The organism is Paenibacillus sp. GXUN7292 (assembly GCF_050864975.1).
Lineage (GTDB): Bacteria > Bacillota > Bacilli > Paenibacillales > Paenibacillaceae > Pristimantibacillus.
This window is the reverse complement of record NZ_JBOZWO010000026.1, coordinates 38,884-58,910: the sequence shown is the minus strand read 5'-3', so window position 1 is coordinate 58,910 and position 20,027 is coordinate 38,884. Positions and strand designations below refer to the sequence as shown.

The window sequence follows — 20,027 nt, the reverse complement described above, 5'->3', positions numbered from 1 at the left end:
TTGTATTCTCGTTATCCTTTTCTCGGCATCGGATGCAATGGCGCATGGCGCAGCATCGGATACGTGGCGAATAACGCAGCGAGACTTACTGCCCCGATGCATGAAGCGATCGCCATCGCACTCATCTTGAAATTGGACATCCAGTCGAACAACGCGGATATAGTGCCTCCATAATAAAGAAATATGCCTGCGACCGTTACGATCATGAACATGATGACGCTGCGGATAAATCCTATCCGATATATGATGGCATAACAGAAAAAAGAAAGGCCGAAGCTTGCCATGCCCGCCATTAGATCGATCCACAAATAGTCGAAAAAACGGTACTCATCCAAAAACAACCTAGCAACATGCAGAATACCGGCTTCTACCGAATTCCACTGATAGATCGTGACTAGCGCGTATTGGCAAATGTTCAGACACAAGATGCTGAAAACTACGCCCCCTGTGCCCACGCTGTAGAAAGCTTTAAGGAATTGCTCGCGCGTGCTTCCCATTCCGATCGATATCGAAAAGAGAGACTTGAATCCGAAAAGCCCGAAACCGGCAAGAAAGAAATACGCAGGCCCGGATATCGCGGCAAGCGTTCCCTGATCGAGGTCAAAGACCAAGCCGGCGATGATCCATACGATCGTCAACGGAACGGTAATAAACAACAGCATAAGTTTGGCAAAATACCAGCTTGCATCCTCGTATATAAATCGGAATACCGCGCCCTGTGAGTTCATACGTTTACCTCCGCATCTTCCGTTAAATTCAGCAAATAATTTTGCAAGTCTGCTTTCTCAATGGAAAGTCCATGGGCTTGCGCGTGTTCTTTCCATTGCTTCGAATATGGGGCGTCTAGCATTACCCTGATTTTTGAGCCCATCGCGCTTTGCTCTAGCACTTTATGCCCGTCAATAGCATTTGTCACCGCGCTTCGTTCGCCAGCCAGCCATATGCCTTGCTCGCGGAACTCATCAATCAGTTGATGATGCAGCAGCTTGCCCTTATGCATTACGATCAATGATTCACAGAGCGTCTGAACTTCTTCAATATGATGCGTCGAAATCAGAATGAGACGGGGAGATTCCTCATGGCTTACCCTTAATGCCTCATACAGTTTCTTTCGCATCCCGGCATCCAGGCCGTTCGTCGGCTCATCGAGTATCGTTACGTCGGCGTGGCTAGATAGCCCAATAATAAACTGAAGCGCAGACTTCATCCCCTTGGACAGTTTGGATATTTTCTTTTTGCGATCCAATCTGAAAGTTTCGACAAGACGGTCTGCCGTAGCTTGATCCCAGTTGGTATTGAAATATTGACCGAAACGAAGCGCATTCTGTACCGTCCATATCGAGCTGAACGGATGATCCTCCTGCATGTAGCAAACATGCTGGACTGCTGCCGGGTTTCCGTAAGGTGCCAAGCCCTTAATCTGCACCGATCCGCCTTGAGGCCGTTGATGGCCGGCCAGTAGTCTCATCAGCGTTGTTTTGCCTGCCCCGTTGCGCCCCCACAGCCCTGTGATCACCGGCTCCATCTCTTCGAACGATACTTTTTCGAGAACGGGAACGTTATCGTACGAATACGTTAACTCGTTTACATATATCATCATTACTCCTCCTCCAGAATCAACTGAACTACCGATTCCTTGCTTAATCCGATTCTCTTCGCTTCCTCCAACAAGGGAAGGACGAACTGCTCGCGATAGTGACGCTGACGTTCCTTCAACAGTTGCAGTTTCGCTCCGCTCTTTACAAACATGCCTATTCCACGCTGTTTATAAATAATCCCTCCATCCACCAAAGCCTGGAGACCCTTGCGTACTGTCGCCCGATTGATGTTGTAGAAGCGCGATAATTCATTTTCGGAAGGAATTTGTTCTTCTTCGTTCAATCCGCCCCCCACAATCTCGTCCATGATCATTTGGGCAATCTGTTGAAAGATTGGTTGAGATTCATCCAATGTCGGTTTCATCAAGGACCTCTTTTCTCTAAAAGTAATCAAGTGTTGAACGGTTGGTTACTCATGTAACCAACTATACATCAATTTGAATGAATTGTCTATAACCATGGAGCCCAAATAAATGAAAAGTACCTATTAGCTAATTTGGCTGCAGTCGTTTTTGGCTTTAGCAGGTGACCGCTCAAATTATGCAACTTACTTCAAAGCTTATTGCAATGTCATTTGTACATGTTATTGTTAATTCAAAGCTAGTGAGCGGAAGGAGCGGCCGGCGGGTTGAAAGTAATCATTGCAGCGGCTAATCGATCAAATCATGGCTAGAAATCACTCAAATACGGAGGAGGATTCCAGTGGGAAAAGCAATTGAAGTGAAGCAGCTCAAAAAATCATTCGGTGAACTAAAAGCGGTAAACGGAATCGATTTTTACGTGGAGCAAGGTGCCTTGTTCGCTTTCCTCGGACCAAATGGCGCAGGCAAGTCAACAACAATCGATATGCTTACGACCTATTTGCAGCGTGATAAAGGGGAAGTGCGGGTAAACGGCTATGAGCTTGGCCGGGAGGATGACCGGATAAGAGGCTCTATTGGCATTGTATTTCAAGACAGTTTGCTCGACCATGCCCTTACGGTAGAGGAAAATTTATATGTGCGAGGCGGCTTCTATAATTTGTCCCGTTCTGAGCTGCGCGCAGCGGTTGAAAAAGCAGCACGAATTGCCAAAGTTAACGATTTTATAAAGCGTCCGTATGGCAAGCTGTCAGGCGGACAGCGCCGACGGGCAGATATTGCGCGTGCTTTAATTCATACGCCCAAAATTTTGTTTTTGGATGAGCCGACGACGGGACTTGATCCGCAAACACGGAAAAGCGTATGGGAGACGATTCGTGAGCTGCAGCAGGAGCAGGGAATGACGATATTTTTGACTACGCATTATATGGAAGAAGCTGCCCAGGCAGATTATATTACTGTCATGGACCACGGGGAAATTATCGCCAGGGGAACGCCATATGAGCTGAAGGAGCGGTATGCCCAGGACAGCTTGAAAATTGTTGCGAACGACGAAGCGGCGTTAAGAGAAGCTCTTCATGCTGCAGCCGTGCCTTATAAGCAGGATAACGGAAGATTTCATATAGCAATCGGAAGCACGGTCGAAGCGCTGCCCATTATTGATATTTGCCGCAGACATATAGCGGGGCTGGAGATTATAAGCGGAACGATGGATGATGTATTTATTCAGCTTACAGGAGCGGGGGTTAGAGGAGAATGAACGTACTGGCCAAACGCAATTTAAAAATATTTTTTCGAGACAAGAGCAATGTGTTTTTTTCCTTTTTGGCAGTATTCATAATTTTGGGCCTGTATGTTATATTTCTGGGCGACCTGATGAAAAAGAGCTTTACACAGCTTACCCATGTTGACTTTGTAGTGGATAGCTGGGTTATGGCGGGAATTTTGGCTGTTACCTCAATTACTGCGACGCTGGGCGCATTCGGCATTATGGTAGGGGATCGCTCTAGCAGGATTATTAAAGATTTTGCAGCAGCACCAGTAAGTAAAAATAGCATTGCAGCAGGTTACATTATTAGTGTGATCGTAATTGGACTCATTATGAGTGTCATTACTTTTGGCTTTGCAGAGCTCTATATCTATCTCAAGGGAGGGGAATTGCTCTCATTTATATCCGCGCTGCAAGTTCTCGGTCTTATTGTGCTGTCTGTTCTCGCAAGCAGCTCTATTATTTTCTTTATTTCTTCATTTATTAGCAGTCAGAATGCGTTTTCAACTGTAGGTACAATAGTAGGTACTTTAATCGGTTTTTTAACCGGCATTTATATCCCGATTGGATCGCTGCCTGAAGCTGTTCAGTTTCTTATTAAAATATTTCCGGTTTCCCATGCGGCTGCACTATTTCGTCAGGTTATGCTGGAACGGCCAATGGAGCTATCCTTTTCAGGAGCGGATGAACAGGCCGTTAACTCCTTTCAATTAGATATGGGCGTCCACTATCAGTTTGGCAGCTTTTCAACAAACACAGTCATGAGCATTACCTATTTGTTAATTACAATGGTTGTATTCTATTTGCTGGCATTAATGAATATTGCAAGAAAGAATAAGTGATTTTACGGGAAAGCAGCTATGTTCATGATCTGATTGTCATGTAATGACTATCAGATCATGAATTAAATATTTACAGAAATTCGGGCGGCCTTCAAACTATTTTAGTAAGCGCTTACAATATAGATTCGGAGGTGCACTATGAGAAATCTTAAAATGATAACGGTTTTTATAGCAGCGATCTTAATGTTTGGGGGTATGAATGTAAAGGATAATCGCGCTACAGCTGCGGATGAGTACGATATGCTGCGAGCCAGAATTATAGGTGACGTTAATTACGATTTAAATGATCCGGATATCGCAGCTAAAATGAGCAATATCGAATCTACAGGTGCCCATCATTGGAATACGATGATTAAAACGCCGAACCGGACGTATTTATGGAATGATTTAAGTGATGCCGCCAAATCTGTCAACTTTGCAACCAGCTATACCAGATTAAACGCTATGGCAACAGCTTACGCAACAGCAGGCTCCATATGGGAAGGTAATGTATCGCTCAGAGATGACATCGTATCCGCTATGGACTGGCTCTATAACAATTGGTATAACGAAAATAAAACAGAAGGCTATGAGACAGCAACTAATAGCTGGTACCACTGGGAGGTTACAGCTCCAAGCCACTTATCCATGGTCGTTTTGAAAATGTATGATGATTTCTCTACAGCTCAAATTACAAATTATATGAACGCTGTGCAAAAGTTTGTTCCTGATCCGACCCTTAGAACAATGAATGGAAAAACGGTCGAGGTAGGGGCCAATCGAGTCTGGAAGTCGCAGATCGTTGCCTATCACGGCATTATAACAAAATCTGCGGAACGGCTGGAGATGGCAAGAGATGCGCTAAGCTATGTGCTTGCTTACGTTGAGAAGGGGGATGGATTTTATACGGATGGTTCGTTTATCCAGCATGAGAAGCATCCTTACAATGGGGGTTACGGAAAAGCGCTGCTGGCGGAAATCGCCAGGCTGGTGCTTTTATTGGACAATAGCACATGGGAAGTGACGGATCCCAATTTAAGCAATATATACGATTGGGTATATGAAGCCTTTGAGCCTCTTATTTATAAGGGCGCTATGATGGAAATGGTGCGCGGACGAGAAATTACACGTTATGCTTCTCATGATCATGCGATCGGGCATTCTACCATGGGGGCGATTTTGCAAATATCCAAATTTGCTCCTCCAGCGGATGCACTAAGAATGAAAAGCATGCTGAAATATTGGATTGAAAGCGATACTTCGCGCAGCTTTTATACGAGTGGAACAACTTTTGAAAATACAGTAATGGCAAAGGAATTAATGAATGACCCAGCCATTTCATCCCGCGGAGAGCTGATTAAGCATAAGCAATACTTCAATATGGATCGTGTCGTTCATTTAAGGCCGGACTTTGGCTTTGGACTCAGCATGTCCTCCAGCCGCATTTTTAATTATGAATCGATCAGCAATGTAAATATGAAAAGCTGGTATACGGCAGACGGCATGACTTATTTGTACAATAACGATCTGCTGCAGTTCAGCGACCATTTCTGGCCGACTGTAGACCCGTACCGTTTGCCGGGAACGACGGTGGACACGCTGCCTAGAAGTGTCATCGGGATTGGCTTCAATAAGGAGTATTTAAGCCCAAATGCTTGGGTAGGAGGCGCTTCGTTTGAAGACAGCTATGGCGCTGCAGGTATGGATTTGAAGGCTTCAGGTGATTTGAACGCCTCGGGTGCTGTCGTGACGCCGAGCTCCTTGACCGCCAAAAAATCATGGTTCATGTTTGACGATGAAATCGTAGCGTTAGGGGCCGGCATTACTAGCGACGATAATCGTGCGATTGAAACGATCGTAGAAAACCGGAAGATTAATGCAAGCGGCAATAATATTCTTACTGTTGACGGACAGCTGAAGCCGCAGCAATTAGGCTGGTCGGAGACCATGAACGGTATCCAGTGGGCGCATCTGGCAGGAAACGTGCCTGGTTCTGATATTGGCTATATATTTCCGCAAGGCGCTGAGCTGCAAGGATTAAGAGAAGCGAGGACTGGCAAATGGGGAGATTTGACCGTGTCGAGCCTGCCGAATCCCGATCCCGACGTTACCCGGAACTATTTGACCTTGTGGATGGATCATGGCAGCAGCCCGGCCGATGCGCAGTATGCTTATATTTTGCTGCCGAATCGCAGCAGCCAAGAGACGCAAAGCTACAGCAGCAATCCTGATATAGAAATATTGCAAAATACTAAAAACATACAGGCGGTTACAGAAAAGAATCTCAAGCTTACAGGCATCAATTTCTGGCAAGGCGGTCAGTTCGATTTTATTTGGTCGTATCAGCCATCATCTGTGATGGTAAAGGACGAAGCGGGTGAATTAAGCTTTGCTGTTTCTGATCCGACTCATTTGAGCCAGAAGCTGGTGTATGAAGTAAATAAAAAGGGCGTATCGGTGATCAGCAAGGATTCCTCTGTTACGGTGCTGCGGACGGAGCCAAACATTAAAATAGAAGTAGATACAAATGGCGCAAAGGGGCGCACGCATCATTTCAAGCTGGCTTATGACAGCAACGCGCCTGCACCGAACTTTGAAGGACCTTTGCTTGACGAGGTGAGTGTGTCGATTGATAAGCCGATTGTGTTTGTCGGCGAGCAGGCTTCTATAGAGGTGCAAGCGAAGCGGGAAGACGGCTCCTTTATCGATTTAAATACGTCCGCAACGGTTGCTTATAGCAGCGACAATCCTAACACGGTAACGATTGATGCCAACGGAGTGGTTACGGCCGAGAGCGGCGGCCAAGTTCAAATATTTATAGACATTACCATCGGAAGCAGCACGATTGCGAAAAGGGTTGAACTGGCGATTGCATATGGGCAGCCTGTCGTGACCAGACTGGATATTTCCGAAGATGCATATGTAAGAAGCGGAGCATACAGCACAATTAATTATGGAAGCGATACTAGGCTCGAAACGGTGAAAAGCGGAGGAGATTTTGACCGGCGTGCTTATACGAAGCTGGACGTGTCAGCGGCGAATCCTAATATGTTCGATGCTAAGCTTTATTTATACGGAGCATTGACGGCTGCTTCAGGCGGCACGACAGAGCTTAAGCTCTTCAGCGTAGCTGATGACAGCTGGTCAGAGAGCGGGATCACTTGGAATAATAGGCCATCGTATGGCAGTTTAATTGCAAGCGCAAGCTTTGACCCAACCTATAAGTATCGCGAGTTTGATATAATGGAATACGTGAAAAGTGAGCGGCAGGGCGATGGCATTGCCAGTTTGTACATGGACGGGCCGAGCTCGTTCGTTACGCTAACATCCCGCGAGCATGCGCAATATGCCCCGTATGTTCTCATTCAATCGTATCGATTTGACCCCTATATGTTCCAGGTCGATTTGCAGGCCAACACCTCGGCGGGCGGAGCAGTAGCAGGAAGCGGCAGTTTTGAAGAAGGCACATTTGTTACTGTAACTGCAAACCCTGCAGCGGGCTATCGATTTGTAAAATGGACGGATGAGCACAATAATGAAGTGTCACTGGATGCGGCCTTTACGTTCCGCATTTTAACGGGGCAGCAATTAACGGCACATTTTGAATTAGAGTAGGCATTGAATTAGGCAATCTAAATGAAAGGCACCCGGCCGGGTGCCTTTTGCAGGAATATAACGATTTATAACTCAACTTTCACAGCTTAATTCAGCAGATAAGTCATAATATAGCTGCCTAAATCAGATATGTACAGCTGGTGGGAGCAAATCTGAAAAATATGATGTATTTTTGCATCATTTCTTGACTGCATCAAGGCTATCTGTAATTTTCTCCTGCGAAAACTGAATTATAAGCTTTGGCGGCGAAGCCGTTTATCCTTGCCACCATTTAGTATGCTGGATCTAATCCTCGTTATTCAGCTTTTTATAAAGCTTGGCCAGCAGTTCTCTTTCTTGCTCGTCTAATTTCTCGAAAAGATTTCTGCGCAGCCTTTGCCCCTCCGCTGTTGCTCTTTCAAGGAGGGCAACCCCTGCGTCGGTAATCTCCAAAAAAATAATTCTGCGGTCCGATTCATCCGCCGTTCTGACAGCTAGTTTTTTACGGACGAGTTTATCTGACAAATAACTGAGCGTAGGCGGAGTCAGCCCCAATATTTTCGCTATGTCCGATGGCCGGCTTTTTCCGTTATTTTTCAGATGGCTAAGCACAAGGACGTGTGAGATACCGAGGTCTTCATTAAAGTTAATATTCCATTGAACGATCAATTGATTTGTAAATTTGTCCATATCATGTATAAGTTCAAAAATAGTTTTATCTTCCATAAAAGCCTCCTGGCCAAATAAATGACAGCCCATAATTTAAAATTAAGGGCTGTCATAATATTACACGTTATTGTGCAGAGTATCCACCGTCAATGACTAATTCGGAGCCAGTAATGTATGAAGAATCATCGGATGCGAGAAATAATGCCGCTTGAGCAATATCGCTAGCTTGACCTAGACGCTGCAACGGAGTAGCCTGAATCAATCGTCCAAGCAATTCCTTTGAAGTGCTGAGAGCTTGAGTCATTGGCGTTTCAATGATTCCTGGGAACAGAGCGTTAACCCGAATGCCTTGACGGCCGAACGCAGCCGCGGCCGCTTTCGATATTGCGCGCACCGCTCCCTTGGACGCCGAGTAGTGATTAAAGCCTTGGCCGATTAATGCGGTATAGGATGAAATGTTAATTATGGAGCCTTTGTTTTGGGCTGCCATATACGGAGTGACATGCTTCATACCGGCAAACGGGCCAAAGCCGTTAATGGTAAGCATTTTTTGCCAATCGTCCGCATTGATTTCCTGGTATGGCTTCTCGGAAGAAATGCCTGCGTTATTAACTAGAATATCGATTTTGCCAAAGCGCTCGTTTACTGCCTTCGCGAGCGCCTGCCAATCCTCATCGGAGGCAACATTGAGCTTCATACCGTACACGTTCTGTTTCTGGCTAGCTTTTTCCAGTGCTGCTTCGTTGATATCTGCGGCAATGACGATAGCACCTTCTTGCGCAAACAAATCGACCATGCTTTCCCCGATACCCGATGCTCCACCGGTAATAATCGCAACTTTATTGTTCAATCTTCCCATGACTCATTCTCCTAACCTAATTTAATGTTTTTTTCATAAAATCGCATTTTAGCTGTTATTGGCTGCTTTGTGCGGTTTTCGTCATTTGCTCAAAATCTGGGATAGTTGGATTGGCAATATAATGCCCGCCCTCGACCTGAATCGTCTGTCCCGTAATAAACTTGGATTCATCCGAAGCCAGGAACAGGACGGTATAGCCAATATCATCCGGCTCTCCATGATAAGGCAGTGCGTTATACTTCGCGAAGATGTCCAATAGAGCAGGAGGTATATTATTTTTGGCTGCCGGTGTTAAAATTAGTCCAGGCGCTACGGCATTGCAGCGAATGTTGTTCTTCCCATGCTGGGCAGCAATATATTTTGTAAGATTTATGACCCCCGCCTTCGAGGCTCCATATGCAGACCGCACAACATCCCCTGCGAAGCCTGCCATAGAAGCTGTATTAATAATCGAACCTCCTCCAGCTTGAATCATATGAGGAATAGCAAATCTGCTGCCGAGCAGCACACTTTTCAAGTTCACATTCATAAGTCTGTCCCATTCTTCGAGATCAACGTTAACGACATCCAGATCCTTTTTTAAATTGGTCAAGCCTACATTATTAAAAAGACATGTAATTTTGCCAAACTCGTGTACTGTATATTCAACTGCTTCTTTTATCGACGCTTCATCGCCGGCGTCAAGAAAAATGCCAGCTGCTTCTCCGCCTTGGGATTTTATTTGATCTGCTGCTGCTTTGGCTCCCGCGGCATTAAAATCTGCAATGACTACTTTTGCACCTTCTCGCGCCATCAAGTTGGCGGTGGACAAGCCAATCCCCGAAGCTCCTCCAGTAATAAGCGCCACCTTGCTGCTCATTCTTGCCATATTTTATCTGCTCCTTTCTTGGAACTTAAGTTAAGTGTTATAAGCTTGCATATTATTTAGATATCTAAATATTTTATGCCTAAATAATAACACTGTACTTTTTATAGCGCAATGTATATTTTTGTTATTGCAAAATGGATGGTAATCTTATATAGCTCTACAACAGAGCCAGCTTGCTTTATAAAGCTTAAACCTCATTAAATGGCTATTGCTGCAAGAGATGAACATTTACAATATGCATTGGCCATTCCTATAATTCGGAGAAACAGCTGCAACAATTGCCATGGGAGGTAGGAACAAACGATGGGTGTAAGGCAGGTAGATACGTTAGTTGTTGGCGCTACGTTCACAGGAATCGGTTTAATAGGGGAGCTGCAGAAGCAAAACAGACCGTCTCTGTTAATAGAGAGAGAAATAACGCTTGGACATGAATTTACTTATGCATATAAGCCTGGAGTTAATTGGGAGCTAGAGACTGAGCGTCATCAAGCAGTAAAAATGCTGCGTGACAAGCTGAAAAGAAGAAATGTACTGACTAGCGAAGGCAGAGTGCATTTGTCAGGCATAACGCCGATTTTATATCAGCTGGCACGCGATCAAGAGCTGCCTGTTCGATTGTTGACGGAAGTAGTCAGTGTCGAGCATGCCGGCAGCGGCTATAAAATTGTTTTATACGATGGTTCTGGCATGAGTGAGCTTGTCGCCAATCGGATTATAGATACATCATCCGAGAAGCTGACTGGCCCTGTGCGTATGCATACAGGAAGGAAAAGAATTGGAGCTTTGCTGCATGCCAAAAAAAATGAGCATGGCTCTGTATCTGCACTGGCAAGCAGTGCTTTCGGCGGATCGTCAGAGTTTCATGAGGATCGCTTTTCCTTTAAGCGGGGGCGCTTTGAATCGGAAGGTTATATTAGCATTCCGCTCGCTGCTGATGATGACTGGATTACTGCCAGGAAAAAAATACATCAATTTTGGGCCAATCGGCCAGCAGAGCTGGAAGGCTGGTCGCTGGCAACCGTAGCCGATCAGTTTGACTATGCTCCAAATAGAGGACCGCATGAAATAGATCGTAATTGGTATTGGATGCCGTCGGCAGCTTATGCCAATCCACTGCTGGCTATGGATGAAGGAATGGAGTGGGGAAAGGAGAACGGGGCGATATGATCATTTCAGAGCGTGTAGAAGGCAAACTAGTCAAGCGTAATGCAGAGCTCAATTCACCTGTTGATCGTTATGATGTTATCGTAGTCGGTCTAGGCACGGCAGGAGCGATTGCCGCTATTGCTGCTGCTGAGCAAGGACTAAAGGTATTAGGGCTGGAGCGGCTTTCGGCTATGGGAGGAACGGGAACGGTCGGGGCGGTTATCGGTTATTATTTTGGCAATAAAGGCGGCTTGTTTGAAGAGATCGATGAAGAGGTGCAAAGGCTAGCTAAGCTGGCAGATTATACGAAGGCTGCTGGTGTAAGTGCCGATTTGAAAAAAATAGCGCTTGAGCAGAGGATGGTGGCTGCGGGTGTTACCATATGCTATAGCGCCACAGTAATCGGTGTTTATATGCAGAACAATGCAGTGAAGGGTGTACGATTTATTGGTGCCAATGGTATAAGCTCGGCTGAGGGGCAGGTCGTCATAGATTGTACTGGCGAAGCGGAAGTAAGCAGCATGGCAGGGGTTGCCTTTCACAAGGGAAGAGAGCTGGATGGCAAAATGCAGCCTTTTTCCAATGCTATTGTATGGATTGAAAATAATGCGGTGAAGACGTTTTACACCGATTCAGGATATGTGGATTGCGAGGACAGCAGCAGCTTCTCTAAGCAAGTTATTCAATCCGCCTGCTGCTGGACGCATCAGCCAGATGTTTTTTCTGAGGAGCCGAAGTTTGTAAAGCTTGCTCCGCTGCTTGGCGTACGTGAAGGGAAATTTATTATCGGAGAGCAAAATGTTACTTTTGAAAATTTCATTACTGGCAGCTTGACCGAGGAACCTTTGTTCTATGCCTACTCTAATTTGGACAATCATGGCAAGGATGTCGCTTTTGAAAGTGAGCTGCAGCAGGACTGGATCGTAGGCGCCGGCTTGTGGGGCGTTAATTTCTCTGTTCCTATTCCGCTGGGCGCGCTTATTCCGAAAGAGATCGACGGCTTGCTGGTCGCAGGAAGATCGCTGGGCATCGATCACGATCTGGCAGCTTGCGTTCGCATGAAACGGGATATGCAAAAATGCGGCGAGGCTGCAGCTATGGCGGCGCTGCTCGCTATCCGGCATAATGTTCCGCTGCGTGAAGTGCCATATGCAGAGCTGAAGGAGCTGCTGATGACTACAGGGTGCTTGCAGGAAGCGAACCATGTGGGACTCCGCTACGGAGTTCCCAGCAACGATCATCATGAACCGATACGTGGCTGGCTTACAGATGAGCAGGCGATTAGCAGCGGGCTGGCGAGTGAGAAGCCAGGCATTGCGATTTGGTCGGCAAGAAACATGGGGGACGCTATTCGCCCTCAGCTTCGGAATTGGCTTGCTTCGGAGGATGAGCTTCATCTACAGCGCCACAGCGCATTTGCGCTAGCACTGCTGGGGGACAGCAGCGCAATACCGGTGTTAAGAACAATTGTTCAGGAGCGAGACCCATTTTTCCCGAAATCCAGCCGGAAATATAATCAGGCAAGAGGCTATGCCGCAATATATTTGCTCGGCAAGCTGCGTGATGAAGAGATAGTACCAGAGCTTGTGAATATTTTGCATACGAGAGAGCAATTTTCCAATGTGTCTACGGATGCAGAGTTTATTAACCATGACGACGAATATTACTTTCAATACTTTACATTTGCTGTGGCTGCTTTATTTCGTATTGCAGAGCAATATCCAGCGCATAGAAGCTTAATAGAGCGAGAGATCCGGGCAGTAATCGATGATCCCGAATTTAGCCTGTATATTACCTTTAAGCCAAGCAAGGATGTGCTGTACAATATGGCGGAAACCATTAGAAGCATCGCCTATAGTCAGTTCGAAGCTTGGCAAGAAAAGCAGCAATAGTAATTTAATTGCTTTAACATTGCTCGTTATTCTCATACACAATGAATCGACAGTTTTTCTATCTGGCCAGACGTTCCGCTATTGCGCCCAAAATCGCAGTTTTGAGGTTGTAAAGTGACAGACGTTCCGCTATTAACCTATAAATCGCCTCCTGAGCCCCATTTTGAGCCGAATAGCGGAACGTGTGACCGCGAAATTAAAAAAATGACGGTTTTAAAGTAAATAAAGGAACGTGTGACCATGTCGATTCAATGGGGGCAACCGATGCTTGTTATCTAATTCGAAATGAATCGACAGTTACCCTAGCTGGCCAGACGTTCCGCTATTGCGCCCAAAATCGCAGTTTTGAGGAGGTAAAGTGACAGACGTTCCGCTATTGACCTATATATCGCCTCCCGAGCCCCATTTTGAGCCGAATAGCGGAACGTGTGACCGCGAAATTGAAAAAATGGCGGTTTTAAAGCAAATAACGGAACGTGTGTCCAAGTCGATTCATTGCGGGCAACTATGTAAGCAATAGAAAGGGGAACGGAGAGCAGGATTGGGTCTGGGGGAGCAGAAGTGTCCGTGTTTGGAAGCCCAAACTTGATCGCAGTGTCGTTCTTTCGATTACAATCAAAAGATGCTCATCACTACAAAAGATGCTTATCGCCGGAAAAGATGCACATCGCTGCAACTGATGCACATCACTGCAACTGATGCACATCGCTACAACAGATGCACATCGCTGCAACTGATGCACATCACTGCAACTGATGCACATCGCTACAACAGATGCACATCGCTGCAACAAATGCTCATGCTGAATTGTCATACGTTGACTATCGCTTAAAGCATTGCCTATCTACAGCCTGCATCCGCTTGCCGTATATTAAAAGCGAGCTGGAACAAGCGCTCATATACGATTAGGGAGGTCTGTTCATAATGAAGGATACAGGAATCGGAAAGAAAGCAGGACGTACACGCTTTATGCTAGCGAGCTTGCTGATTATGTCTATGGTTGGCCTAACGGCATGCGGCACAGGCGGAGGAGCAAAGGAATCGCAATCGCCCGGCAGCTCGCCTTCAGCTTCGAACGCTGCGCAGCCGTCAGCAGGCGATGCAAAGAAAAATATTACTTTATCTTATTGGTCGGAGCTTGGAGCAAGCCCGTCAAGAACATTGCAGACGTATAACGATGCTTTATTTTATCAAGAGCTGGAGAAGAGAACCGGTGTTCATATTAACTTCGAGCATCCTGCTGTCGGCAGCGAAAAGGAGCAATTTAACCTGCTGATCGCCTCCGGCAAGTACCCGGATATGATCGAATACAATTTCACCGCCTATCCCGGCGGCCCTGAGAAAGCGCTTGCAGATAATGTCATTATTGAGCTGAATGAAATTATCGACAAGCATGCCCCGAACTTGAAAAAATATTTGGATGAGCATCCAGAAATGAAAAAGCAAATTAGTACAGACGCTGGAAAAATGTATGTTTTTCCAAGTATCGGGATCGGCAATCATGGCGTATCAGGCGGTCTTGTCGTACGCGAGGACTGGCTCAAGGAGCTTGGCATCAGCGAGCCGCAAACGGTTGAGGATTGGACGAATATGCTGCGTGCCTTTAAGGAAAAGAAATCAGCTGCAGCGCCGCTCACCCTATCACTAAGCAATTTGAATTTACAGCAATTTAATGGCGCTTTCGGTGTTAGTACAGAATTTTATTTGGATAACGGAGCAGTCAAATATGGACCTATAGAAGCTGGCTACAAGCAATATTTGCAGCTGCTTAGCGAGTGGTATGCCGAGGGCTTGCTTGACCCTGATTTTTCAACGCAGGACAGCGCAGCGCTTGATGCTAAGGTTGTCAATGGAAAAACGGGAGCTTTCTTCGCATATATCGGCAGCGGAATGGGCAAATACTTGCCTGCCTTGCAGGAAAAAGACCCAAGCTATAACTTGATAGGCGTACAGTTCCCAGTGCTCAATGCCGCAGACGAGCCGCATTTTATTTCAACCTCCTATGAATTTAGAGGACAAGGCAGCGTAGGGATTACAACGGCAAACAAAAATATTGAGGAAACGGCGAAATGGCTGGATTACTATTACACCGATGAGGGACATATTCTTAAATCCTTTGGCGTAGAGGGCGTAACCTTTAATGATGTAAATGGCTATCCGCAATATTCTGACCTCATTTTGAAAAATCCGGACGGCTTATCGGTGAGCGATGCGATGAACAAATATTTGCGTGTAGCGACGCCTGCCATTGGCTTTGTTGGCGATGATCGTTATTCTGAGCAATACTACGGTTATGAGCAGCAAAAGGATGCGTCTATCACATTCAGCAAGTATCAGCAAAATGCCTACCAGACCCGTTTGCCTCTAATCAGCCATACGCCAGAGGAAGCTAATGAGCTGGCTACGATTATGGCAGAGATTAACACGTACCGCGAAGAAATGTTTTTAAAATTTATTATGGGCACTGAGTCATTAGACAAGTTTGATGCATATGTTGAGCAGCTGAAAAAGATGAAAATTGACCGGGCTATTGAAATGAAGCAGGCAGCTGTAGAACGCTACGAAAAGCGATAGAAGAGTCCTATATCGGGAAGAGACGAGGTCGCTTCCCGATTACTTTCAGAAGGATTGAGTGGTGAGGAAATGCTATGATGAACCGATGGACAAATGCACTTCGTAAAGACTATCGATCACATAAATACTTGTACATTATGATTTTTCCTGTCGTACTGTACTATCTTATTTTTCAATATGCACCGATGTATGGCGCAATTATTGCATTCAAGGATTTCCATGTAGCCAAAGGCATATTGGATAGCTCCTGGGTGGGCTTTAAGCATTTTCAAGACTTTTTCAGCAGCTACTATGTATGGAGACTGATTAAAAATACATTGCTGCTTAATGTATATCAGTTAGTATTCGTTTTTCCAGCCCCCATTTTATTTGCCCTGCTGTTAAATGAATTAATAGGGCCGTGGTTCAAACGGATTGTACAGACGGTAACTTATTTGCCGCATTTTATATCGCTAATCGTAATTGGGGGAATGATCACACAATTCGTTTCCCGCGATGGTTTTATTACCGACATATTGGTATGGCTTGGCATGGATCGGACAGCGATGCTTGGGCATCCGGAGTTTTTCCGGCCGATCTATATTATATCGGAAATTTGGCAGTCAGTTGGCTGGAGCTCTATCATTTACTTGGCTGCTATCAGCGGTGTAAATCCAGAGCTGTATGAGGCATCCAGAATGGATGGCGCAGGGCGCATGAAGCAGATGTGGCATGTCACCTTGCCGGGCATTTCTTCGATTATCGTCATTTTATTAATTTTAAAAATAGGAAGCATGATGGATATCGGCTTTGAAAAAATTATTTTGCTGTACAATCCGAACACATATGTTACAGCGGATGTCATAAATACGTTCGTTTATCGAAGAGGCTTGACGTCGTCGATGGAATTCAGCTATGCAACGGCTGTAGGGCTGTTCCAATCCTCTATTAACTTTATACTGCTTATATTTGCAAATTGGTTTAGCCGCAAGGTAAGCGAGACGAGCTTATGGTAGAAAGGGGCAGAGGGATCGTGAAGATTAAAAAAAGCGCGGGGGAAATCGCATTTAATATTTTGAATGTGGCGGTCATGTTGGTTATGATCATCATTACACTCTACCCGTTTATATTTGTTTTAATGTCCTCATTAAGCAATTCCACGCAGCTTATGTCTCACACGGGATTGCTGCTGAAGCCGCTCGGGTTTACTGCCGAAGCTTATAAAATGGTATTCCGGAATCCGAATATATTATCCGGCTTTGGCAATACCTTTTTCATTGTCATAGTTGGCACGGTTGTTAATTTAACTGTAACATGCCTGGGCGCTTATGTATTATCGCGCAAGGGCGTGCCTTGGACGAGGCCGATTATGCTGGCTATCGTATTTACGATGTTTTTTTCGGGAGGACTGATTCCTTCCTATTTGCTAGTGAATAACTGGCTTGGTTTAGGAGACAGCTTGGCGGCTGTCATTATACCAGGAGCAATATCAACTTGGAATTTGATTATACTCCGCACTTCATTCGGCGCTCTGCCTGATGGCTTGATCGAATCGGCAAGAATCGATGGAGCGCAGGACTTCACGATTTTATTTAGAATCGTCATTCCACTGTCCATGCCCGTAATTGCCGTTATGATCCTGTTTTATAGCGTAGGGCACTGGAATAGCTGGTTTAGCGCGATGATCTACTTGCGGGACCGTTCTTTATTTCCTTTGCAGCTTATATTGCGGGAAATCCTTATCCAGAACAGCACGCAGTTTATGTCGTCAGACGCCGCGGCCGGCGATGTAGAGGCAGTAGGGGAAAGTATCAAATATGCTACAATTATGATAGCTACGCTGCCGATATTAGTTGTATATCCGTTTCTGCAGAAGTATTTTGTAAAAGGGGTTATGATCGGTTCTATTAAAGGATAGCCGTGTAGAATAAACGTGTGAAATTGGCGGAGGGCATCAGATGATCAAATGGAGAAAAAACAGCATTTTATACGTATGGCTGCGATCCTATGCTCTAGTATTGCTCATTCCAGTAGTTATGATGGCAGTTGTATATATGCAGACGAATAAAGTCATCGAGGATGAAATTAATAGCGCCAACTCTTCGTTATTAAAGCAGCTTCAAGAAGAGATCGATTCCCAGATTGAACATGTTCAACGTATGCGTGAAGTGATCGCTTTTAATGAGCGGGTTCGTAAATTGCTGTTTGCTCCTCAACAACTGACGGGGGAGCATCGTTTGGCCATGGTGCAGGCTTTCGCGGATTTTCGCACCTATAGCAATACCAATCGTTACATTGATAATTTCTTTATTTATTTTCGAAATGGAAACTTTATTTTGAGTAACAGCTCTTATTATGAGCCTGAAGTATATTATGATCTCTATATTAAGCGGACGGGTGTTGGTTATGATGAATGGACAGCCTTTCTGGAAAATCAGCACCGCGGAGCTTTTATAAATGGACAGGATATTGGCATGAATCAGGAGAAGAGTGATATTTTACTCTCGCAATCCCTTCCTATTGAAAACACGGGCAGCAGGCTGGCCACATTAGTTATTTATATGAATAAAGAGCGTCTTCAGACATCTTTGCGCAATCTTCAGTCCTATAATAAAGGCGATGTTTATATTGTTGATGGTAATGACCGGATTTTGGCCTCGTCAGGCGAAGCATTGCCGATACTGCCCTTATATTCAAATTTGATTGAGCCTTATGGCGTAATTGAAAATGGCTCCAATAATCAGGATGTTGTAGTATCTTATATAAAGTCAGCCCTTACGAACTGGACATATGTGTATTCGCTTCCCTCGGGAGTATACAGGGAGAAAGCCGAGTATGTAAGTGATATTAGTATTTTGATGGTTATCATCGCTTTAGTGCTTGGCGCTGCCACAGCTATTATTACAGCCCGCAGAAATTATAATCCTGTCAAGCAAATCGTCAATACGCTAGCGTTAAAGTCAAAGCTTAAACCGGAGCAAGCAGGGAATGAATTGCACTATATCGGCGAGTCTCTGGAGCAGGCACTGGATCAGAATGTTGAGATGCATAAAGTGATCGAACAGCAAAACGTTTATTTGCGTGCCAATTTAATCGTCAGATTGTTAAAAGGGAGATTGGAAAGTAATTATCCAATTGAGGAAGCGCTTTCGGAGTATCGAATTGAGATGGGGTCTGGCGCTTTTGCAGTTGTGCTGTTTTACATAGAGGACTTCAGCGGTTTGCTGCGTGAGCAAGAGCATGATCCTGAAAAAAATTTGCGTTTTGTACATTTGATTGTTTCAAACATTGTGGAAGAAACGATAGGAAAGCATCATCGCGGCTGGGTGGCAGAGGTGGATGAAATGCTGGCTTGTATCGTTAATTTTGTGCCAGGCACAACGCCGCGCCAGGCCAAGGAAAGTTTGCTGCTTATGCTTGAGGAAGCGCGGGGGTTTATTATGCAGCGGTTTCATATTGAGCTTACCTGCACGCTTAGTGCGGTGCATACTGCCATTCATTCTATATCAGCTGCGTATCGTGAAGCGCTTGAAGCGATGGAGTACCGGCTGCTTATGGGAAGCGGTACAGTTATTGATTACGAGAGCATTCAAGAGCCGAGCAACGGGTATACCTATCCGCTGGAGATGGAGCAGCAGCTGATTAATTACGTAAAAGCAGGAAATTACGAAAAGGCGAAGTCGATTATGGATGAAGTCATTGAAACCAATTTGCAGGAGGGCAAGCTTTCTGCTGATCTAGCACGCTGCTTTATGTTCGATTTAATCAGTACGATGATGAAAGCATCGATGGAAGCAGTGTCTGCACAATCGGAGCTGTATGAGCAAAATCAAAGGACTGTACAGGCAATTCTGCAAGAGCATACGGTAGGAGATATGAGGCATAGAATGACGCAGTTTCTGCAGCAGGTATGCAGCCATGTGGAGGCTCGCAAAAAAAGCCATAACAGCAAGCTGATCGATGACCTGCTAACGCATATTGCGGACCATTACAGCGATCCTAACTTGTCGGTGGCAGGTTTGTCGGAATACTTTAATGTGCATCCGTCCTATTTGTCCCGTTTTTTCAAGGAACAGAAGGGAGAAAATTTGTCGGATTATTTAAACCGCTACCGCATGCAGGAGGCCAAGCGCATGCTTATGGAGGAAGAGGCTGTGCTCAAATCGGTGAGCGAGGCTGTTGGCATTTTCAGCATAAGCACGTTTATTCGTTTGTTCAAAAAGTATGAAGGCGTAACGCCGGGTGTATATCGCGAAATGAATAAAACAGCAGCTTCGGCGGAGCAATAAGCTCCGCGAAGCTGCTGTTTGTTTTTAAAATATAATTTTAAAAGATTAAAGCTCGTATGTTTAAAGACCTAATTTATTTTCAGAAGTATAGTTTTAATTTTTTCTTAAG

At 45.2% G+C, this 20,027-nt stretch carries 15 protein-coding genes; 9 read left to right on the top strand and 6 right to left on the bottom strand.

What is annotated here, in order from left to right; all coding sequences use genetic code 11:
• Positions 1–11 precede the first annotated feature (11 nt).
• The 3 genes from ACRRU2_RS19470 to ACRRU2_RS19460 are packed head-to-tail and all read right to left on the bottom strand — an operon-like array spanning position 12 to position 1,962.
• Entirely contained in the window at positions 12–728 is a 717-nt protein-coding gene (locus ACRRU2_RS19470) for a hypothetical protein (protein WP_432504236.1), read from the bottom strand.
• Positions 725–1,600, bottom strand: a complete 876-nt coding sequence (locus ACRRU2_RS19465; RefSeq protein ID WP_432504233.1) for an ABC transporter ATP-binding protein — start codon at positions 1,598–1,600, stop codon at positions 725–727. The genes ACRRU2_RS19470 and ACRRU2_RS19465 overlap by 4 nt, the downstream gene beginning before the upstream one ends.
• Complete coding sequence (locus ACRRU2_RS19460) at positions 1,600–1,962, bottom strand: GntR family transcriptional regulator (protein WP_331702322.1); 363 nt, start codon at positions 1,960–1,962, stop codon at positions 1,600–1,602. The genes ACRRU2_RS19465 and ACRRU2_RS19460 overlap by 1 nt, the downstream gene beginning before the upstream one ends.
• A gap of 338 nt (positions 1,963–2,300) precedes the next feature.
• On the opposite strand from ACRRU2_RS19460, the gene ACRRU2_RS19455 reads away from it, so the two are divergent.
• From ACRRU2_RS19455 to ACRRU2_RS19445, 3 genes are all read left to right on the top strand, one after another.
• Entirely contained in the window at positions 2,301–3,218 is a 918-nt protein-coding gene (locus ACRRU2_RS19455; RefSeq protein WP_432504229.1) for an ATP-binding cassette domain-containing protein, read from the top strand.
• Positions 3,215–4,069, top strand: coding sequence for an ABC transporter permease (locus tag ACRRU2_RS19450; protein WP_331702320.1), 855 nt, complete (start codon positions 3,215–3,217; stop codon positions 4,067–4,069). Before ACRRU2_RS19455 ends, ACRRU2_RS19450 begins: the two co-directional genes overlap by 4 nt.
• Before the next feature lie 138 nt (positions 4,070–4,207).
• Entirely contained in the window at positions 4,208–7,663 is a 3,456-nt protein-coding gene (locus ACRRU2_RS19445) for a polysaccharide lyase family 8 super-sandwich domain-containing protein (protein ID WP_432504227.1), read from the top strand.
• A gap of 285 nt (positions 7,664–7,948) precedes the next feature.
• On the opposite strand, the gene ACRRU2_RS19440 is transcribed toward ACRRU2_RS19445, so the two are convergent.
• From ACRRU2_RS19440 to ACRRU2_RS19430, 3 genes are all read right to left on the bottom strand, one after another.
• A complete protein-coding gene (locus ACRRU2_RS19440; RefSeq protein ID WP_432504225.1) occupies positions 7,949–8,368 on the bottom strand; it encodes a MarR family winged helix-turn-helix transcriptional regulator in 420 nt (139 codons plus the stop codon).
• 67 nt (positions 8,369–8,435) lie between these two features.
• Positions 8,436–9,170, bottom strand: a complete 735-nt coding sequence (locus ACRRU2_RS19435; RefSeq protein WP_432504223.1) for an SDR family NAD(P)-dependent oxidoreductase — start codon at positions 9,168–9,170, stop codon at positions 8,436–8,438.
• Between the two features lie 55 nt (positions 9,171–9,225).
• The gene (locus ACRRU2_RS19430; RefSeq protein WP_432504221.1) at positions 9,226–10,038 is read right to left on the bottom strand and encodes an SDR family NAD(P)-dependent oxidoreductase; all 813 of its coding nucleotides are present in this window, start codon (positions 10,036–10,038) and stop codon (positions 9,226–9,228) included.
• 303 nt (positions 10,039–10,341) lie between these two features.
• On the opposite strand from ACRRU2_RS19430, the gene ACRRU2_RS19425 reads away from it, so the two are divergent.
• The 6 genes from ACRRU2_RS19425 to ACRRU2_RS19400 all read left to right on the top strand — a co-directional run bounded on the left by ACRRU2_RS19425 (position 10,342) and on the right by ACRRU2_RS19400 (position 19,918).
• Positions 10,342–11,205, top strand: coding sequence for a hypothetical protein (locus tag ACRRU2_RS19425; RefSeq protein ID WP_432504219.1), 864 nt, complete (start codon positions 10,342–10,344; stop codon positions 11,203–11,205).
• The gene (locus ACRRU2_RS19420) at positions 11,202–13,076 is read left to right on the top strand and encodes an FAD-dependent oxidoreductase (protein ID WP_432504217.1); all 1,875 of its coding nucleotides are present in this window, start codon (positions 11,202–11,204) and stop codon (positions 13,074–13,076) included. Before ACRRU2_RS19425 ends, ACRRU2_RS19420 begins: the two co-directional genes overlap by 4 nt.
• 924 nt (positions 13,077–14,000) lie before the next feature.
• Positions 14,001–15,650: an extracellular solute-binding protein gene (locus tag ACRRU2_RS19415; protein ID WP_432504215.1), complete on the top strand. Its 1,650-nt coding sequence runs from the start codon at positions 14,001–14,003 to the stop codon at positions 15,648–15,650.
• A 77-nt stretch (positions 15,651–15,727) separates the two neighbouring features.
• Entirely contained in the window at positions 15,728–16,645 is a 918-nt protein-coding gene (locus ACRRU2_RS19410) for an ABC transporter permease (RefSeq protein ID WP_432504298.1), read from the top strand.
• Between the two features lie 17 nt (positions 16,646–16,662).
• On the top strand, positions 16,663–17,547 hold the full coding sequence (locus ACRRU2_RS19405) for a carbohydrate ABC transporter permease (protein WP_331702311.1): 885 nt from the start codon (positions 16,663–16,665) through the stop codon (positions 17,545–17,547).
• Between the two features lie 40 nt (positions 17,548–17,587).
• Positions 17,588–19,918, top strand: a complete 2,331-nt coding sequence (locus ACRRU2_RS19400; RefSeq protein WP_432504213.1) for an AraC family transcriptional regulator — start codon at positions 17,588–17,590, stop codon at positions 19,916–19,918.
• The last annotated feature ends 109 nt before the right edge of the window (positions 19,919–20,027 follow it).